General features: G+C 64.3%; 12 protein-coding genes. 5 read left to right on the top strand and 7 right to left on the bottom strand.

Translation table 11 applies throughout. The features are described 5' to 3' along the window. Positions 1-52 precede the first annotated feature (52 nt). The gene (locus PCS43_RS09530; protein WP_047270195.1) at positions 53-1,261 is read left to right on the top strand and encodes an MFS transporter; all 1,209 of its coding nucleotides are present in this window, start codon (positions 53-55) and stop codon (positions 1,259-1,261) included. Here the strand turns inward: PCS43_RS09530 and PCS43_RS09525 are convergent. From PCS43_RS09525 to PCS43_RS09515, 3 genes are read right to left on the bottom strand one after another with little or no spacing between them, the layout of a single operon-like run. Further along, a complete protein-coding gene (locus tag PCS43_RS09525) occupies positions 1,258-2,712 on the bottom strand; it encodes an MFS transporter (RefSeq protein WP_047270229.1) in 1,455 nt (484 codons plus the stop codon). The two genes, PCS43_RS09530 and PCS43_RS09525, sit on opposite strands and share 4 nt — an antisense overlap. 49 nt (positions 2,713-2,761) lie before the next feature. After that, the gene (locus PCS43_RS09520; protein ID WP_003940972.1) at positions 2,762-3,421 is read right to left on the bottom strand and encodes a response regulator; all 660 of its coding nucleotides are present in this window, start codon (positions 3,419-3,421) and stop codon (positions 2,762-2,764) included. Next, positions 3,418-4,698: an ATP-binding protein gene (locus tag PCS43_RS09515; RefSeq protein ID WP_037125680.1), complete on the bottom strand. Its 1,281-nt coding sequence runs from the start codon at positions 4,696-4,698 to the stop codon at positions 3,418-3,420. Before PCS43_RS09515 ends, PCS43_RS09520 begins: the two co-directional genes overlap by 4 nt. 236 nt (positions 4,699-4,934) lie before the next feature. Between PCS43_RS09515 and PCS43_RS09510 the strand changes: the two genes are divergently transcribed. Both PCS43_RS09510 and PCS43_RS09505 read left to right on the top strand, forming a co-directional pair. Beyond that, positions 4,935-6,320, top strand: a complete 1,386-nt coding sequence (locus PCS43_RS09510; RefSeq protein ID WP_007727507.1) for a PspC domain-containing protein — start codon at positions 4,935-4,937, stop codon at positions 6,318-6,320. Next, positions 6,317-6,550 (top strand): hypothetical protein, encoded by a 234-nt coding sequence (locus PCS43_RS09505; protein ID WP_042926362.1) that lies wholly within the window; start codon positions 6,317-6,319, stop codon positions 6,548-6,550. Before PCS43_RS09510 ends, PCS43_RS09505 begins: the two co-directional genes overlap by 4 nt. Before the next feature lie 56 nt (positions 6,551-6,606). Here the strand turns inward: PCS43_RS09505 and guaA are convergent, their stop codons facing one another. Continuing rightward, positions 6,607-8,178 (bottom strand): glutamine-hydrolyzing GMP synthase, encoded by a 1,572-nt coding sequence (gene guaA / locus PCS43_RS09500; protein WP_007727510.1) that lies wholly within the window; start codon positions 8,176-8,178, stop codon positions 6,607-6,609. Positions 8,179-8,545: 367 nt separating this feature from the next. Between guaA and PCS43_RS09495 the strand changes: the two genes are divergently transcribed. Both PCS43_RS09495 and PCS43_RS09490 read left to right on the top strand, forming a co-directional pair. Continuing rightward, a complete protein-coding gene (locus tag PCS43_RS09495) occupies positions 8,546-10,315 on the top strand; it encodes an Ig-like domain-containing protein (RefSeq protein WP_047270196.1) in 1,770 nt (589 codons plus the stop codon). A 51-nt stretch (positions 10,316-10,366) separates the two neighbouring features. Further along, entirely contained in the window at positions 10,367-12,124 is a 1,758-nt protein-coding gene (locus PCS43_RS09490) for an Ig-like domain-containing protein (RefSeq protein ID WP_209908077.1), read from the top strand. Between the two features lie 69 nt (positions 12,125-12,193). Here the strand turns inward: PCS43_RS09490 and PCS43_RS09485 are convergent, their stop codons facing one another. From PCS43_RS09485 to guaB, 3 genes are all read right to left on the bottom strand, one after another. Then, on the bottom strand, positions 12,194-13,948 hold the full coding sequence (locus PCS43_RS09485) for a GMC oxidoreductase (protein WP_003940689.1): 1,755 nt from the start codon (positions 13,946-13,948) through the stop codon (positions 12,194-12,196). Positions 13,949-14,121: 173 nt separating this feature from the next. Then, the gene (locus tag PCS43_RS09480; protein WP_003940976.1) at positions 14,122-15,261 is read right to left on the bottom strand and encodes a GuaB3 family IMP dehydrogenase-related protein; all 1,140 of its coding nucleotides are present in this window, start codon (positions 15,259-15,261) and stop codon (positions 14,122-14,124) included. A 27-nt stretch (positions 15,262-15,288) separates the two neighbouring features. Then, positions 15,289-16,812 carry an IMP dehydrogenase gene (gene guaB, locus PCS43_RS09475; protein ID WP_003940903.1) on the bottom strand — a complete coding sequence of 508 codons (1,524 nt, stop codon included), beginning with the start codon at positions 16,810-16,812 and terminating at the stop codon, positions 15,289-15,291. Positions 16,813-16,833 lie beyond the last annotated feature (21 nt).

Genomic DNA, 16,833 nt, shown 5'->3' with positions numbered 1-16,833 from the left:
ACCACGCGAGTAGCGTCGGCATCGTCGAACAGCGTAGAGATCGGAGGGCACCATGACGCAGGCGTCGCGGCTGGAAAAGACGGCCGTCTCCCCGAAGGCGTGGACGATGCTCGGAATCGGCGTCGCAGCCCAGGCCGCAGGCACCGTCTTCGTCAGCACCCCCGCCTTCTTGATCCCGCTGCTGCATTCCGAACACGGCCTCTCGTTGACGCAGGCCGGAACTCTGGCCGCTGCACCCACTTTCGGCATGGTTCTCACGCTGGTGGCGTGGGGAGCCATGGCTGACAGATTCGGCGAGAAATGGGTCATCTCCATCGGGCTCGGCCTGACGGCGATCGCCGCGCTGGCCGCGACCACCACCGACAACTACACCCTCCTCGGGATCGCATTTCTGCTGGGCGGAATGGCTGCGGCGAGCACCAACGCTGCCAGTGGACGTGTTGTGGTCGGCTGGTTTCCCAAGGATCGGCGCGGCCTCGCGATGGGAATCCGGCAGATGTCACAGCCCCTGGGCGTGACCATCGCGTCGCTGACCATCCCGACTCTCGCTGCGAACGTAGGAATCGGTTCGGCCGTCGGACTGTCGGTAGCTCTCAACGGCGTTCTCGCCCTGATCTGCGCCGTCGCATTGATCAATCCCCCGCGGCCGGCGGCACAGCCCACAGACATCCCGGTCGAAACGGTAAATCCTTATCGCTCGAACTGGTTCCTGTGGCGCATTCACGTCGTCTCGGCACTGCTGGTGTTTCCGCAGTTCACCCTCTCGACATTCGGTATGGTCTGGCTGATCAGCGAGCAAGGATGGGACGCTGCGCCCGCTGGGCTCCTGATCGGGATCTCCCAGTTCGTGGGTGCACTCGGACGCATCGTTGTCGGCATCTGGAGTGATCGCGCCGGAAGCAGAGTAGGCCCGCTGCGGTTGGTTGCCGTCTCCGCGTCTGCGGTCATGTTGGCAATGGCGGCAGCCGGCGCAGCGCCTTGGGGCGTTCCCGCCTTGATCCTGCTGCTGGCAACCACTATCAGCGTCGCCGACAACGGTTTGGCATTCACTTCCGTCGCCGAAGCTGCCGGGCCGAAATGGCAAGGAAAAGCATTGGGCGCACAGAACACCGGGCAGTTCGTTGCCGCGTCAGCAGTGGGCCCGGTGGTCGGTGCGCTGATCGGCGCGGTCGGCTACCCGCTCGCCTTCGCGATAGTCGCGGCATTTCCCGCCGCAGCAATTCCCTTGGTGCCCAGCCGCGATCGCGACATCAGCGTCTAGTCCCTCATCGGATTCGGTTGCACTGCAGGTCCCGTCAGATCACAATGCGGCTTGCAGGCAACCGAATCCGCTTCCTGAACAGGCTCTACTGTCGGAGTTCGGATCAGCGTCGCGGCGATCGCTGCACCGACCAACAGCAGTGCCACACAGATGTACATCGCGTACCGGAACCCGTCGGAGAAACTCGTCGGATCGACCAGACTTTCGGCGTCGATACCCACGAGGGCAGGCAAGGCCGCGACGGCAAGAAGTTGGCTCGTGCGAGCAACGGCATTGTTCACACCGGATGCGATTCCGGACTGCTCCACCGGTACCGAACCAAGCACCGCGGCGGTCAACGGCGCGACCATCACCGCCAGGCCGAGCCCGAACACCAGAACTCCCGGCAGCACGACGGTCAGGTACGACGCATCCGGGCCGATCCGCGTCATCAACACCAACCCCACCGCGGCAACGGCGGGCCCGACCGTCATCGGCAATCGCGGTCCATGCGTCTGCGCGTAACTGCCCGCGCGCGAAGACAACAGCAGCAATGCCACGGTGATCGGTACCGTTGCGACGCCGGCAGCCACCGGCGAGTACCCGGCAACCAATTGCAGTTGCAGCACGAGCAGGAAGAACACACCGCCCAGCGCCGCATAGACCGCAAGGGTCACCAGATTGGCCGCGACGAACATCCGCGAACGGAACAGGGACGGCGGCACAAGGGCACTCGGTGAGCGTCGTTCCACCACAACGAACAGGCAGAGCGCGATCACTCCGATCAGCCCGACTATCGGGTTGACCTCGATCAGCCCGTACGTCAGTGCGCCGAGACCGACTACTGCGCAGGCAGATCCGACCACGTCCAGGTGCTCGGGCGGATGCGGGTCGCGGCTCTCCGGTACATGGCGCACCGCTGCCCACACCACGACGATCGCCAGCGGGATATTGAGCAGGAATACCGATCGCCATCCCGCCACTTCCACCAGCCAACCACCGAAAAGCGGTCCGATGGCGCCGGCAACACCACCTAAACCCGACCACAATCCGATTGCCGCGCCGCGGTCCTCCTCACGAAGTGACGCGGAGATGATGGCAAGGCTGCCAGGTGTCAAGAGCGCAGCTCCCACTCCCTGCAGGATTCGTGCAATCACCAGAAACGTGATGTCCGGTGCAATTCCGCAGAGCAACGACGCGACCGCGAACCAGACCGTCCCCCACACGAATACCCGTCGCCGACCCCAACGATCACCGAGCGCTCCCCCGAGCAGAATCAGCGACGCCAAGGCCAAGGTGTAACCGCTGAGCGTCCACTGCAGTCCGGCGACACCGGAACCCAGTTCTTCACCGATGTGAGGAAGAGCAATGTTGACGACAGTGCCGTCGAGGAGAGCCATGCTCGAGCCGAGAACGGTGGCGGCGACAACCCAACGCCCACGCTTCGACGCGAGCGCCAGTGGTTCCGTCATCGGTCCATGGTGCGCCTTCACACGCAATCGCGAAAGAGCGCGCGGGAATTCAGTCGATCTGGCGGCGATGTGCCCAACGCGTCAACGCATTGCGATTGGACTGCTGAGTCTTTCGCAGGACGTTCGATGCGTGAGTCTCGACCGTCTTCACGGAAATCACCAGGTCCTCGGCGATTTCACGGTAGGTGTACCCACGTGCCAGCAATCTGAGCACTTCGAGTTCTCGCGGAGTCAGCGAGTCGAGTTCCGGATCGAGTTGCGGCTCGGGTGCATTGGAACGCCCGGTGAAGGAGTCCAGTACGAAGCCTGCCAGGCGAGGCCCGAACACTGCGTCACCACCGGCAACGCGTCGTACACCCTCGGCCAGTTCTGATCCCGAGATCGTCTTGGTCACATACCCGCGCGCGCCGCCGCGGATCACCGCGATCACGTCCTCGGCCGCATCGGAAACGCTGAGCGCCAAGCACACCGGGCCGGAATCGATTCCGCGCAGAACTGCCACTCCACCACCGTCAGGCATGTGGACATCGAGCAGAACGACATGCGGTTTCGTCGAGTTGATACCCGCGATCGCCTCAGCGACGCCACCGGCTTCACCGACTACGTCCATGTCTGCCTCGCGCGAGAGTTCCGCCCTCACCCCGGAGCGGAACACTGCATGATCGTCGACAAGAAATACGCGGTACGGGGGCGGCGCAAGCGAAGTCACTGGGGCTGTTCCTCGGGGTTGTCGACACGGTCAGCAGTCTGGTCCCACTTTAGAGCAGAGTCACCGAGCGGCATGTGCACGCGGATCTCGGTGCCCTTTCCGATGTCGGATCGAACCACGACGCGGCCACCCCGTCGCTCGATGCGACCACGAATCGACTTGGCCAAACCCTGACGGTCCTCCGGCACCGCATTGACGTCGAATCCAACTCCGCGATCACGAACGAACACACTGACCTGGTCGCCCTCGACCTCGGCGAAAAGATTGATTTCCTTCTCCCCCGAGTGCTTTGCCGAGTTGACCAGAGCTTCACGCGTCGCACCGAGGAGCGCGGTGAACGCTTCCTTGGGCAGACCGTTCTCGACGCCTTCGCCTTCGAGTTGCACGTCGCCGACCGTGACGGGGCGGACCGTGACGCCATGCTGGTCCTCCACTTCACCGGCGATGATCTTCAGACCTTCGGTCAGGCTCGTGTGGTCGATATCCCCGCCGCTGAACAACCACTTGCGCAGCTCGCGTTCCTGACCACGGGCCAGGCGCGCCACCTCTTGCGGATTGTCGGACTGCTTCTGAATCAGCGCCAACGTCTGAAGTACGGAGTCGTGCAGATGCGAGGCGATCTCTTCACGTTCGTCGTTGCGAATTCGGGCCGCACGCTCGGCGCCGAGAGCCCGCCACATCCGCAGCCACAGCGGCACCGTCAACAAACCGACACCGATCAGCGTCACCACCACGGCCAGCAGGGACGAGCGCAGTGCTTCGAGGTCGACCTGAGCGAGGACGACGACGCCGAGACCCAAGATGATCAAGGTCGCTCCCCCGACCACCCGCGCCCACGTGAGAACGGTAGGCCGCTGCGGCAAGCCGATGACGGTCCGGGGACCGTCGGAGTCGAACTCGCGCCACACCAAAGCTGCACCGATCGCGACGACGAAGAACGGTGCGAGCACCGAACCCGCCGTGCCGCTGAACAGCCAGGACAACGCGGCTGCGCCGCCCAATCCGAGTGCGATCAATCCGTACGCCCGCTGCCGCTCGGCCGCGGACGGCTTCTGGGTGTCCGTGCCGGCTGAGGTGAAGATCCAGAGGGCGCCGTAAATCACGATGCCGGATCCGGCCATCGCCGCCAGAATCGCGAAGGCGACTCGAACCTTCAGGACGTCGATCCCGAGATGATCGGCGATACCGCCTGCAACACCGGCGACGATGCGACCGCCGGAGCGCCGCTCCAGCTTTCGCAATGGAACACCGCCCGGAATGGGCACACCCTTCTTCATGGGTACGGCATGCACCGGTACCCCGTTGACGGGCGGGCCTCCCGTGAACCCGGGAGCGGGACCGCTCACGAACGGCGGATCTGACAGATATTGCACATAGTCGATACTGGCACGAACCACTCGCAGTCACATCAGGGTCCAACCCTGAATCAGGGCGGCGCCCCTGGCCCCGATCGTCACAAAGATCAGGGTTGGCCCTGATGCGCGGAGGCCGCCCCGGAAGCCAGGATTGATTCATGAACAATCCGACTTTCCAAGAACAGATCCAGGATCTGTGGCGGACCCGCCCCGTGCGTCTGCCGGCACAAGGTCACGTGGCCGGGGTATGCGCCGGAATCGGATACCGGTACGGCATCGACCCCATTCTGGTACGTGTCGCGTTTGTGGCCTCCACTATTTTCGGCGGCTCAGGCATCCTTCTCTACCTCGCCGGGTGGTTGGTGCTCGCCCGCGCCGGTGACGGATCGTCCCCCGCACAGTCGTTGATGGGCCGCGGACACAGCTCCGATTCCAGTACCAAGACCATCGTCTTGTTGGTGGCTCTCGCCATCGCGGCTACGACCGTCGGGCCTGTCGGCGTCGGCCTGGGTGGTTCCGGTCTGATCGGGCTGATTCTGATGGTCGGAGGCCTGTGGCTGCTCTACCAACGAGCGCCGGTCCCGCCTGCACTGCCACAGAGCACGTCACCGTACGTCGGCGCGGGTACCGCGTATCCAGGCACGGGATTCACGCCCGGGCCGTTCACTCCCGGATACTTCGCACCCAATCAGCCGCCCGTGTACACGCCGTACACAAAACTCCCCGACAGCTACGTGCCCGAGGAACGGCCGGCCGAACAGTCACCGCAATCTCAGGCCGATCATCCGACGATCAACCTGTCGAAGGACCCGAGCGCTTCAGCCGCCGCCAATCCGACCGAGGTGATCGGCGAGGCCGCCATCACACCGCCCTCCTGGGATCCGCTCGGCGTCGCTCCGTTCGCCTGGGATCTCCCGGACCCGGCAGTCAAAGCCACGCCGCTGCTGCCTTTGCCACCACGTAAGCGTCGCTCGCGATGGACGCTGACAGTGCTCGGACTCGCGATCATCGTCGCCGCCGTCACCGGGGCAGCGGGCGCGGCAACCGGCAACGAGTGGTTCACTCCCGGCCGAGTCGGTGCTGTCGGACTCGCCGTCATCGCGCTCGGCCTGATCCTCGGGGCATTCTTCCGCAAGGGGTACGGCCTGCTGGTCGTCACCGGACCGCTCGTGGGTTTCGTGCTTCTCGCCTCGTTGGTCTACCCGATCGATTTCGACGCCTCGGGTGAGCAAAGATGGACTCCGGCAACCGCTTCCGAGTTGGAGCCGTCGTACTCGGGAGCCTTCGGAAGCTTCACTCTCGACCTCAACGGGGTCAAGTTCACCGAGGACAAGACCATCGACGTCGCGGCGTCGTTCGGTGAGTTCGTCGTCATGGTGCCACCAACCGTCAACGTCAAGAACAGCTGCACCGTCGTCATGGGGGACGGATCCGGTTGCCTCGACGGCGGAATACACCCGGGCCGTGATGTGACACCGGATTCGCCCACACTGACCATCAACGCCAAAGCTACGTTCGGCAGTCTGAAGGTGACGCAATCATGAGCGACTACGACGAGACCACAGAGCACGACGAGACCCGAGAATCCAAGCGCCCCTCGGCACTTCTGCTGATCGCCGGACTGGCCGCACTACTGGTCAGCGTGTGGGCGTTGGTCGGGCCGTTCTCTCTGGCGCCGGCAGCGAACATTCAATTCCGTTGGCTGTTCGTCGGTGCCGCCGTCGTGGCAGGACTACTGCTGGTGATTCTGCCGAATCGGCGCAACCGGAAGTAAAACTGCTGTGCGCCTTTATTAACCGCGGGGGGGTTAATAAAGGCGCACAGTTGTTTTTACTCCCACTCGATAGTTCCCGGCGGCTTGCTCGTCACGTCGAGGACTACGCGGTTCACGTCCGCAACCTCGTTGGTGATTCGAGTCGAGATGCGCTCGAGGGTCTCGTACGGCAGACGCGTCCAGTCCGCGGTCATCGCGTCTTCACTCGAGACCGGACGCAGCACGATCGGATGACCGTACGTCCGGCCGTCACCCTGCACGCCCACGCTTCGGACGTCGGCAAGGAGAACGACCGGGCACTGCCAGATGGTTCCGTCCAATCCTGCAGACGTAAGCTCTTCGCGCGCAATGGAATCTGCCTGACGCAAGATCTCGAGGCGATCGCGGGTGACCTCACCGATGATGCGGATACCGAGTCCGGGACCGGGGAACGGCTGGCGTCCGACGATCTCTTCCGGCAGGCCGAGTTCGCGGCCCACTGCACGGACCTCGTCCTTGAACAGCAGACGCAACGGTTCGACCAACTTGAACTGCAGGTCTTCCGGCAGCCCGCCGACATTGTGGTGGCTCTTGATGTTTGCAGTTCCCGTGCCGCCGCCCGACTCCACGACGTCCGGGTAGAGCGTGCCCTGGACGAGGAAGTCGACGGTCGCACCATGAGATGCGTTCTCGCCCAGAACATCACTGACTGCGCCTTCGAAGCTGCGAATGAACTCGCGGCCGATGATCTTGCGCTTGGTCTCGGGATCGGTGACGCCGGCCAGCTCACCGATGAAGGTGTCCGCGGCATCCACGGTAATCAGACGAGCGCCGGTTGCCGCGACAAAATCCTGCTCGACCTGCGTGCGCTCACCGGCTCGCATCAAACCGTGATCGACGAAGACGCATGTCAACCGGTCGCCGATTGCGCGCTGAACCAAAGCCGCAGCGACAGCGGAGTCGACGCCACCGGACAGACCGCAGATGGCGTGTCCGTCTCCGACCTGCTCGCGAACCTGCTCGATCAGCGCATCGGCGATGTTCGACGCCGTCCACGCTGCCGGAATACCGGCAATCTCGTGCAGGAAGCGGCTCAGGACCTGCTGACCGTGCGGGGAATGCAGAACCTCAGGGTGGTACTGCACACCGGCGAGCTTGCGGGCGCGGTCCTCGAACGCCGCGACGGGAGCACCGTCGCTGGTCGCGGTCACCTCGAAGCCGGAAGGCGCTTCGGTGACGGCGTCACCGTGGCTCATCCATACCGGCTGCGTCGAGGGAAGACCGTCGTGGAGCAATCCGCCGGATACCGCGATGTCGGTACGGCCGTATTCGCGGGTACCGGTCTCGGCGACGGTGCCGCCCAGGGCGCCTGCCATCGCCTGGAATCCGTAGCAGATTCCGAAGACCGGAATGTCGTGATCGAACAGTGCGGGATCAAGCTTGGGAGCACCGTCTGCGTAGACACTCGAGGGCCCACCCGAGAGCACAACAGCCAAGGGGTTCTTGGCCACGATCTCCTCGACGGTCGTGGTGTGCGGAATCACCTCCGAGTAGACCTTGGCTTCGCGAACTCGCCGTGCGATCAACTGCGCGTACTGCGCCCCGAAGTCGACGACAAGAACTGGTCTCTGCTGCTCGATATCTGCCACAGGTGCAGTCTAATCGCCGCAGCCAGCGCTTCTGCGCATGCATGGACTCAGCCCGCTACTCGACCGAGCGAGCGCGAGGTACGTCACTACAAAGGCCGCCCCTCAGAACTGCGCGGCGACCTCGCGCGGATCTAGACCACCGTCCAGGTCAACGGCACCCCAATCCCCCGCACCTTAGCTTCGGCAATCAATTCAGCAGCATCATCGCAGGCCAGAGCCCGAAATGGACGAAGGGTGAATTTTCTGGACGTTTGACCGATTCGCCTGAACCAAACGTCCAGTAAAGGTAATCTCGCCCGTCAAGTGATCAGGATCACGATCGCAAACGGCCGGCGCCGCCGAACGGCGCTCACCTCGAGGAGGACCTGTGCGTCGATTCATACGACGACTCGCCATACCTGTCGCAGCTGTGACGGCTGCCGCCGGACTTCTAGTCCTCGGCACGCCGGCCACTGCTGACGAAGCCCCGCCGACCACTTTCACCGGCACGACCGACAACCTGATCTTCACGAAGAGTGTCATCGGGAACGCGGCAGTTCACCCAGGCGACACCGTCACGTACAAGACCGAGATCAAGCACAACGAAAGCGGCATCGAACGGTCGATCGCAAAGATCCGTGACATCCCGCCCGCAGGATTCGTCCTCGTGCCGGGCAGCGCCAAGGCCACCTACCTGGGGGTGACCAACCGGGCCACGATCAGCAACGAATCAGATGGCGGAGTCTCCGCGAAGTGCTCGAGCGGCTGCACCTTCCTGGTCGGTGGATTCGTCGTCAAGAAGAACCAACCCGTCACGCTGGAAGCGACCTACACGGTCCCCGTCGGCACAGCATTCGGGACGTACGACAGCGGCATGCTCTTCGACGTCAACGCCTTCAGCACACAGCAGGGTCTCAACCCGATCAACGTCAACGTCCAGGTAGTCGACCCGTCTGTCGCCACCGGAACCACACTGGTTGCACCGGCAACGGCGAAGGTCGGCACGCCGGTCGACCTGACCGCGACAGTTGCGCCGTCCGACGCGAGCGGCACCGTCCAGTTCAAGGACGGCGGCAACGACATCGGCTCACCGGTCCCGGTTTCGGGCGGTAGCGCCACCCTCTCCCACACTTTCGACAGCGTCGGCGCCCACGACATCACCGCCGCGTACACCGCCGGTCCGGGATTCCACAGCTCGACCTCCGGAGTCCAGACCGTCGACGTCTCCGCGGACACCACCACCACGATCTCGGCCCCGAACGCCGCGCTGGTAGGTGACAGCATCACCGTGAGCGCTGTCGTCACACCGGCAAACGCCGTGGGCACGGTGCAGTTCAAAGACGGCGAGACCAACCTCGGCGCACCGGTGGCTGTAGTCAACGGGACGGCTTCCCTGACCCGCAGCTACGACGCTTCGGGCACCCACAGCTTCACCGCAGTGTTCACCGGCGAGGCCGGTTACGGCGATTCCGTCTCCACCGCAACCCAACTCGACGTCAGCGATCCCGACTGGGGAACCACGACCACAGTTGTCGAACCACTCACCGCTGTTGTCGGTGAACCGACCAACCTCTCGGCCACCGTCTCCCCCATCCCGAGCAGCGGAACCGTGACGTTCAAGGTCGACGGCGCCGAGGTCGGTACCGCACCGGTCGGCACGGGTGACGGCGTCGCGATCCTCCCGCACACCTTCGCATCAGCGGGCGCTGCAGCCGTGACGGCAGAGTTCTCCGGCGGAACCGGATTCATCGGCTCCACGTCCACGTCGTTCACGGTGAACGTGACCGATCCCGAACCCGCGCGCGCCGACACCACGACGTCTCTGACCGTCAGCGGCTCGGCTCAGGTCGGAAAGGCATTGCAGCTCAAGGCCACCGTCGCACCCGGAACAGCAAACGGAATGATCCAGTTCAAGTCCGGCACGACGCCCATCGGCGCACCCGTTGCCGTCGTCAACGGCGTCGCGACACTCACGCACACCTTCGACGACGAGGGAACGTTCGGCCTCACTGCCAACTTCGTCGGCGACGCCGGTTGGAAGAACTCCGTCTCCGGCCCGACCGTCGTGCAGGTCGGCACCGCACCGACCGACGGCGGCGGCACCGGAAGCGTGGACACCGGTTCGCTCAGCGGCCTCATCCCGCTCTTCGGAAGCTAGTCCCCCACATCAGCTTTGGACACCACTCCCGTACCCAGCTCAGGAGAATCCATGTTCGTGTACTCCAGACGTCGCATCGCGGCGCCGATCGCCGCCACGGCACTCGCCAGTGGCGTCATCCTCGCGGGAATCCCCGCATCAGCGGCCCCCGTGACAACAACCTTCGGCACGAGTTGCCTGGCAACCCCGTCCGCTGTCGCCGGTCCGACCACGCAGTCACAGTCCGGCTCGGTCATCGTCGACGCACCGGAATCCATCGGCGCCGGTGAAACCTTCGAGGTCACCATCCAACCCGGCCCCATCGCCTTTCCCGGCTCCGCTTCGGGGGCGACCGTCCAGAACGTCTCCCGCATCAAGGTCGACGTCGACGTTCCTGCGAACGCCACCCTGGTGGAAGCCACCATCGTCCCCGGCACTTCGGCGGGGCTCAGCGGTGTCGCGCCGAACATCCTGCGCGTCAACGAGAACGGCAACGTCGATCCCAACGGAACGATTCTGCGCCTCTCCGGAAACAACCAGGTCATCGGAAACAGCCCCAGCTCGAGCATCAACTCCGAGGGCGGCATCGTCGTCAAGGCGACCGGCAAGAACGTCGACGGTTCCAACAATGCCGACGGCTACACGCAGTTCCAGCTCCCCCAGGTCAAGGCAGTTCTCAAGGCCGGCGATTCAGGGGACGTCGCGATGAAGGTACGCACCGGCGGCAGCGCGGGAGCGTGGAACAACGATCGCAACTTCCTCACGTTCCTCCCCAAGGCCACCCTGGTCATCACCGCCTGGGCACCCACGCGATGCACCCCGCGTGACGCCGAGAACGGTCCGCTCAACAGCGGCGCAGGCCCCCTCGCCACGACGCGGATCATCGAGGCGGACAAGGCAACCACCACCACAGTCGTCGGACCGGCCAACGCCAAGAACGGAACTCCCGTCACCCTGTCAGCCAACGTGAGCGGCGGCGCAAACGGTGGAACCGTCCAGTTCTTCGACGGCGACAACCCACTCGAGGACGCCGTGCCGGTAACCGGAGGGTCGGCCAGCATCTCCCCGACCTTCACCGAGGACGGACCGCACTCCATCACCGCGAGCTACAGCGGAGCCCCCGGGTTCCTGGCGTCGACGTCGGCGTCGGCCAAGATCGTGACCGTCACGACCGATGCACCGCCGGACGCCGTGACCACTACCGCCACGGTGTCGCCGTCGACCGCGAAGGTCGGACAGGACGTCAACCTGACTGCCAAGGTCGATCCGCAGGGTACCGGCGGCACCGTCGATTTCATCGTCGACGGCGCCGAAACGGTCAGTGCTCCGGTCGGAACCGACGGAGTTGCCGTCGCTCCGTACACCTTCACCTCGACCGGAACGCACAAGGTTGTCGCGAAGTTCACGGGCTCACCAGGATTCGCCCCGTCCGCTGCCCCGGCATTCCCGGTCAGTGTGACGACGCCGGCTCCGGCTGACGTCGAGACGACCACGGTTCTCGACGCTGTCGGAACTGTTCAGAAGAACACCCCGGTGACGCTCAAGGCAACGGTCGATCCGTCCGGCGCCACGGGCAAGGTCCAGTTCAAGGTCGGTGACACCCTCATCGGTGGACCGGTCGACGTGGTCAACGGTGTCGCAACGGTACCGGCGACGTTCTACAACTCCGGGACCTACAGTGTCACCGCCGAATTCGTGGGCGCTTCGGGCTACACGGCCTCCGCATCCGCGCCGCAGACCCTGACCGTCCCCGGCGATACGGACGGCGGGCCCGGAGGCGGGACCGGCAGCCTCGACCTCGGCACTCTGTTCGGGTCGCTAGGAGGCTGACAATCTGAAACAGAGATGGGGCGTGTCGTCGAATCCTCGACGACACGCCCCATCTTCGTTCGCGGCGAACTATCCGGCTGCCGGCTCCGCCGGAACAGCGGTAGCTGTCTTGCCGCCGGTGATCTTCACGATCGGCAGGACCAGCGCGGCCGGGGCCGACGCCGGCACCACAGGCGACTTGGGTGCAATCGGAGCCAAACGCTCGTAGCCGCTGCCCTGGGCGGGACGCAGATCGGTCTCCCCCTTGTTCGGCCACAGCGAGGCCGAGCGCTCGGCCTGAGCGGCAATGGTCAGCGACGGATTCACACCGAGGTTGGCCGAGACCGCTGCGCCGTCGACGACGCTGAGCGTCGGGTAGCCGTACACGCGGTGGTACGGATCGATGACGCCGTGATCGGAATCCGACGCGATAGCGCAACCGCCGAGGAAGTGCGCCGTCAGTGGAACGTTGAAGATCTCGCCCCACGTGCCGCCCGCGACGCCGTCGATCTTCTCGGCAACTCGACGCGTCGCCTCGTTGCCCTCCGGGATCCACGTCGGGTTCGGCTGACCGTGGCCCTGCTTGCTGGTGACCTTGCGTCGACCGAACAGGCCCTTCTTCGTGTACGTGGTGATGGAGTTGTCGAGGTTCTGCATGACCAACGCGATGATCGTGCGCTCACTCCAGTCCTTGACCGTCAACATGCGCAACATCTGGTACGGATTCTTCGCAACCACACCGAGGAACTTGATCCATCGGGGCGTCTTGCCGCCGCCGTCCGTCATCAAGGTCTGCAACAGGCCCATCGCGTTCGATCCCTTGCCGTAGCGGACCGGCTCGATGTGGGTGTCGCTGCTCGGGTGGAACGACGAGGTGATCGCCACTCCGCGGGTCAGGTCGAGTGCGGGATCGACCTTGTACTTGCCTGCGCCGACAATGGATTCGGAGTTCGTTCGAGTCAGCTCGCCGAGCTTGTCGGAGAGCTTGGGCAGCGCTCCGGTGTCCTTCATGTCGAAGAGCAGATGCTGAGTGCCCCACGTTCCGGCCGCGAGAATGACGTTCGCAGCCGTGTAGGTGCGGCGGTTCTTTCGTCCGAATGCACCGGTTCGCTCGGTGAACACGTCCCACGAACCGTCGCGAGCCTCACGAAGCCCGGACACGGTGGTCATCGGAATGATCTCGGCGCCGGCTGTCTCGGCAAGGCCCAGATAGTTCTTGAGGAGCGTGTTCTTCGCTCCGTGACGGCAGCCCGTCATGCACTCGCCACACTCGATGCAACCGGTGCGCTCGGGTCCGACGCCGCCGAAGTACGGGTCCTTCGCCTTCTTGCCAGGTTCACCGAAGTAGACGCCGACGGGCGTCTGGATGAACGTGTCGCCGACACCCATGTCATCTGCGACGGACTTCATGATCTCGTCGGCGGGCGTCATGTGCGGATTCTGGACGACGCCGAGCATCTTCTGAGCCTGCTCGTAGTACGGCGTGAGCTCGCTGCGCCAGTCGGTGATGTGCGCCCACTGCTTGTCCTGGAAGAACGGCTCCGGCGGCTGGTACAGCGTGTTGGCGTAGTTCAACGACCCGCCGCCGACGCCTGCGCCCGCGAGAATGAGGCAGTCGCGCAACAGGTGCACGCGCTGAATGCCGAAGCACCCCAGCTTCGGAGCCCAGAGGAACTTCTTGAGATCCCAACTGGTCTTCGCGAAATCTTCGTCGGCATACCGTCGGCCGGCTTCGATGACGCCGACCTTGTAGCCCTTCTCCACGAGACGAAGCGCGCTCACGCTTCCGCCGAACCCGGATCCGACGATCAGTACGTCGTAGTCCGTTGCCCGTTGCTTGCCCATCAGGACACCTCCACCGTGAACCGTAGTTACCCGCCAGTATGCACCTATCCCTTGTGACTACCACCACAAGGGGCCCCATAAGCGTAACCGCAAGTATCAGGAACGGAAGAAAGTCCTGCACAACGAACTGTGGTCCCGGTTCACGAAGAACCGGGACCACAGAAAGGTACAAACTACGCGCGGACTGTCAGCCCGACCTTCTGGAACTCCTTGAGATCGGAGTATCCGGCCTTCGCCATCGACCGACGGAGACCACCGACGAAGTTCAGCGAACCGTACGGATCGTCCGAAGGGCCGCTCAGAACCTGGTCCAGACTCGGACGCTCACCATAGGAAACCGGAAGAAGTGCTCCACGCGGAACCGAAGGATGAGCCGCAGCGGACGGCCAGTACCAGCCACCACCCGGCGCCTCGGCGGACACGGCCAGCGGCGTGCCCAGAACGGCAGCGTCGGCACCGCAGGCGATGGCCTTCGCCAAATCACCCGAAGTTGCGATGTCACCGTCGGCGATGACGTGGACGTAGCGTCCACCCGTCTCGTCGAGGTAGTCGCGCCTGGCTGCTGCAGCATCGGCAATGGCCGTGGCCATCGGAACGCCGATGCCCAGGACCTCACCGGTGGTGGTTGCGCCCTCGGTAGACCCGTACCCGACGATGACACCGGCAGCGCCGGTACGCATCAGGTGCAGCGCGGTGCGGTGGTCACTGACCCCACCCGCGACAACCGGAACGTCGAGTTCCGAGATGAACGTCTTGAGGTTGAGCGGTTCCTGCTCGGTGTGCACGACGTGCTCGGCCGAGATGATCGTGCCGTGGACGACCAGGAGGTCGATGCCCGCCTTGATCAGCTCCGGCGTCAGTGCGCGCGCATTCTGCGGACTGACGCGAACGGCAGTGGTGACCCCCGAATCACGGACCTGCGCCACCGCAGCTGCCAGAAGACCGGCCTGCAGCGGAGCCGCATGCAGCTCCTGCAGGTAGCGGATGGCCGCGTCGACGCCACCGTCCTTCTCGGCGATCTCGACGAGACGCCGGAGCTTCTCCTCGACATCGGGGTGACGGCCCCACAGGCCTTCACCGTTGATGACACCGAGGCCGCCGCGCTTACCCAACTCGATCGCGAAAGTCGGCGAGACCAACGCGTCGGTGGGATGTGCGAGGACAGGAATGTCGAACCTGTAAGCGTCGAGCTGCCAAGCAGTCGACACCTCCTTCGACGAACGAGTTCGCCGGGAGGGAACGATGTTCACATCGTCCAACTCGTAGGTACGTCGGGCCGTTCGACCCATGCCGATCTCAACGAGGTCGCGCACGCGCGCCCCTTTCTCGTGTACTGGTTGCTAACGAGCGGTGTAGTTGGGTGCTTCGACAGTCATCGTGATGTCGTGCGGATGGCTTTCCTTCAAACCGGCCGCCGTGATCTGGACGAACTGAGCGTTCTGCAGGTGCTCGATCGTCGCCGACCCCGTGTATCCCATGGCAGCGCGCAGACCACCGGTGAGCTGGTGCGTCACCTGCGAGAGCGGGCCACGGAACGGGACACGTCCTTCGATGCCTTCCGGAACCAACTTGTCCTCGGACAGCACGTCGTCCTGGAAGTACCGATCCTTGGAGTACGACTTGGCCTCGCCACGCGACTGCATCGCGCCGAGCGAACCCATTCCGCGGTAGCTCTTGAACTGCTTGCCGCCGACCAGAATCAGTTCGCCGGGCGATTCAGCGGTACCGGCCAGGAGTGAACCCAGCATGGCCGTCGACGCACCTGCGGCAAGAGCCTTCGCAATGTCACCGGAGAACTGGAGTCCACCGTCGGCGATGACGGGCACACCGAGAGGCTTGCACGCGGCAACCGCTTCCAGGATGGCCGTGACCTGAGGGGCACCGACACCGGCGATGACGCGGGTGGTGCAGATGGAACCAGGGCCGACTCCGACCTTGACGGCATCGACGCCGGCTTCGACCAGTGCCAGAGCACCCGCGCGCGTAGCGACGTTGCCACCGATGATCTGAACCCGCTCGCCCAGTTCACGCTTGAGCTTGGCGATCATGTCGAGAACGTTGGACGAATGCCCGTGCGCACTGTCCACCACGAGTACGTCCACACCGGCATCGGTGAGCGCCATCGCGCGCTGGAAGGCGTCATCGCCGGCACCGACTGCAGCGCCGACGAGCAGTCGACCGTCACGGTCCTTGGTGGCGTCGGGATGCTGCTCGGTCTTGACGAAGTCCTTGACCGTGATCAGACCGGTGAGCTTGCCGTTGCCGTCGACGATCGGCAGCTTCTCGATCTTGTGCCGACGAAGAAGGCCCAGTGCCACGTCAGCGGTGACGCCTTCCTGAGCGGTGATCAGGGGCATCTTGGTCATGATCTCCGCGACCGGGCGATTCTGGTCGACCTCGAAACGCATGTCCCGGTTGGTGACGATGCCAACCAGCTGGCCGGCGTCGTCGGTGACAGGCAGACCCGAGATGCGGAAACGAGCGCACTTCGCATCGACCTCACCCATCGTGTCGGTCGGCTTACACGTGACGGGATCGGTCACCATGCCGGCCTCGGAACGCTTGACCGTCTCGACCTGTCCTGCCTGGACCTCAACCGACGAGTTGCGGTGCAGAACACCCATGCCGCCGGCGCGTGCCATCGCAATTGCCATGCGCGACTCGGTGACGGTGTCCATCGCAGAACTGACCAACGGAATCCGCAGACGGATGTCGCGGGTCAGTTGACTGGACGTGTCGACCTGGCTCGGGATGACGTCGGACGCAGCAGGCAACAGCAGCACGTCGTCGTATGTCAGTCCCAGCATTGCGACCTTGTTGGGGTCGTCTCCTCCGGTGTGTACATGTCCTGCAGAACTACTCATGCGGTCAGGACCCTCCATGGA

Origin of the sequence: Rhodococcus sp. C-2 (assembly GCF_027854095.1) — a bacterium.
Lineage (GTDB): Bacteria > Actinomycetota > Actinomycetes > Mycobacteriales > Mycobacteriaceae > Rhodococcus_F > Rhodococcus_F qingshengii.
This window is presented reverse-complemented; position numbering and strand designations above follow the sequence as displayed.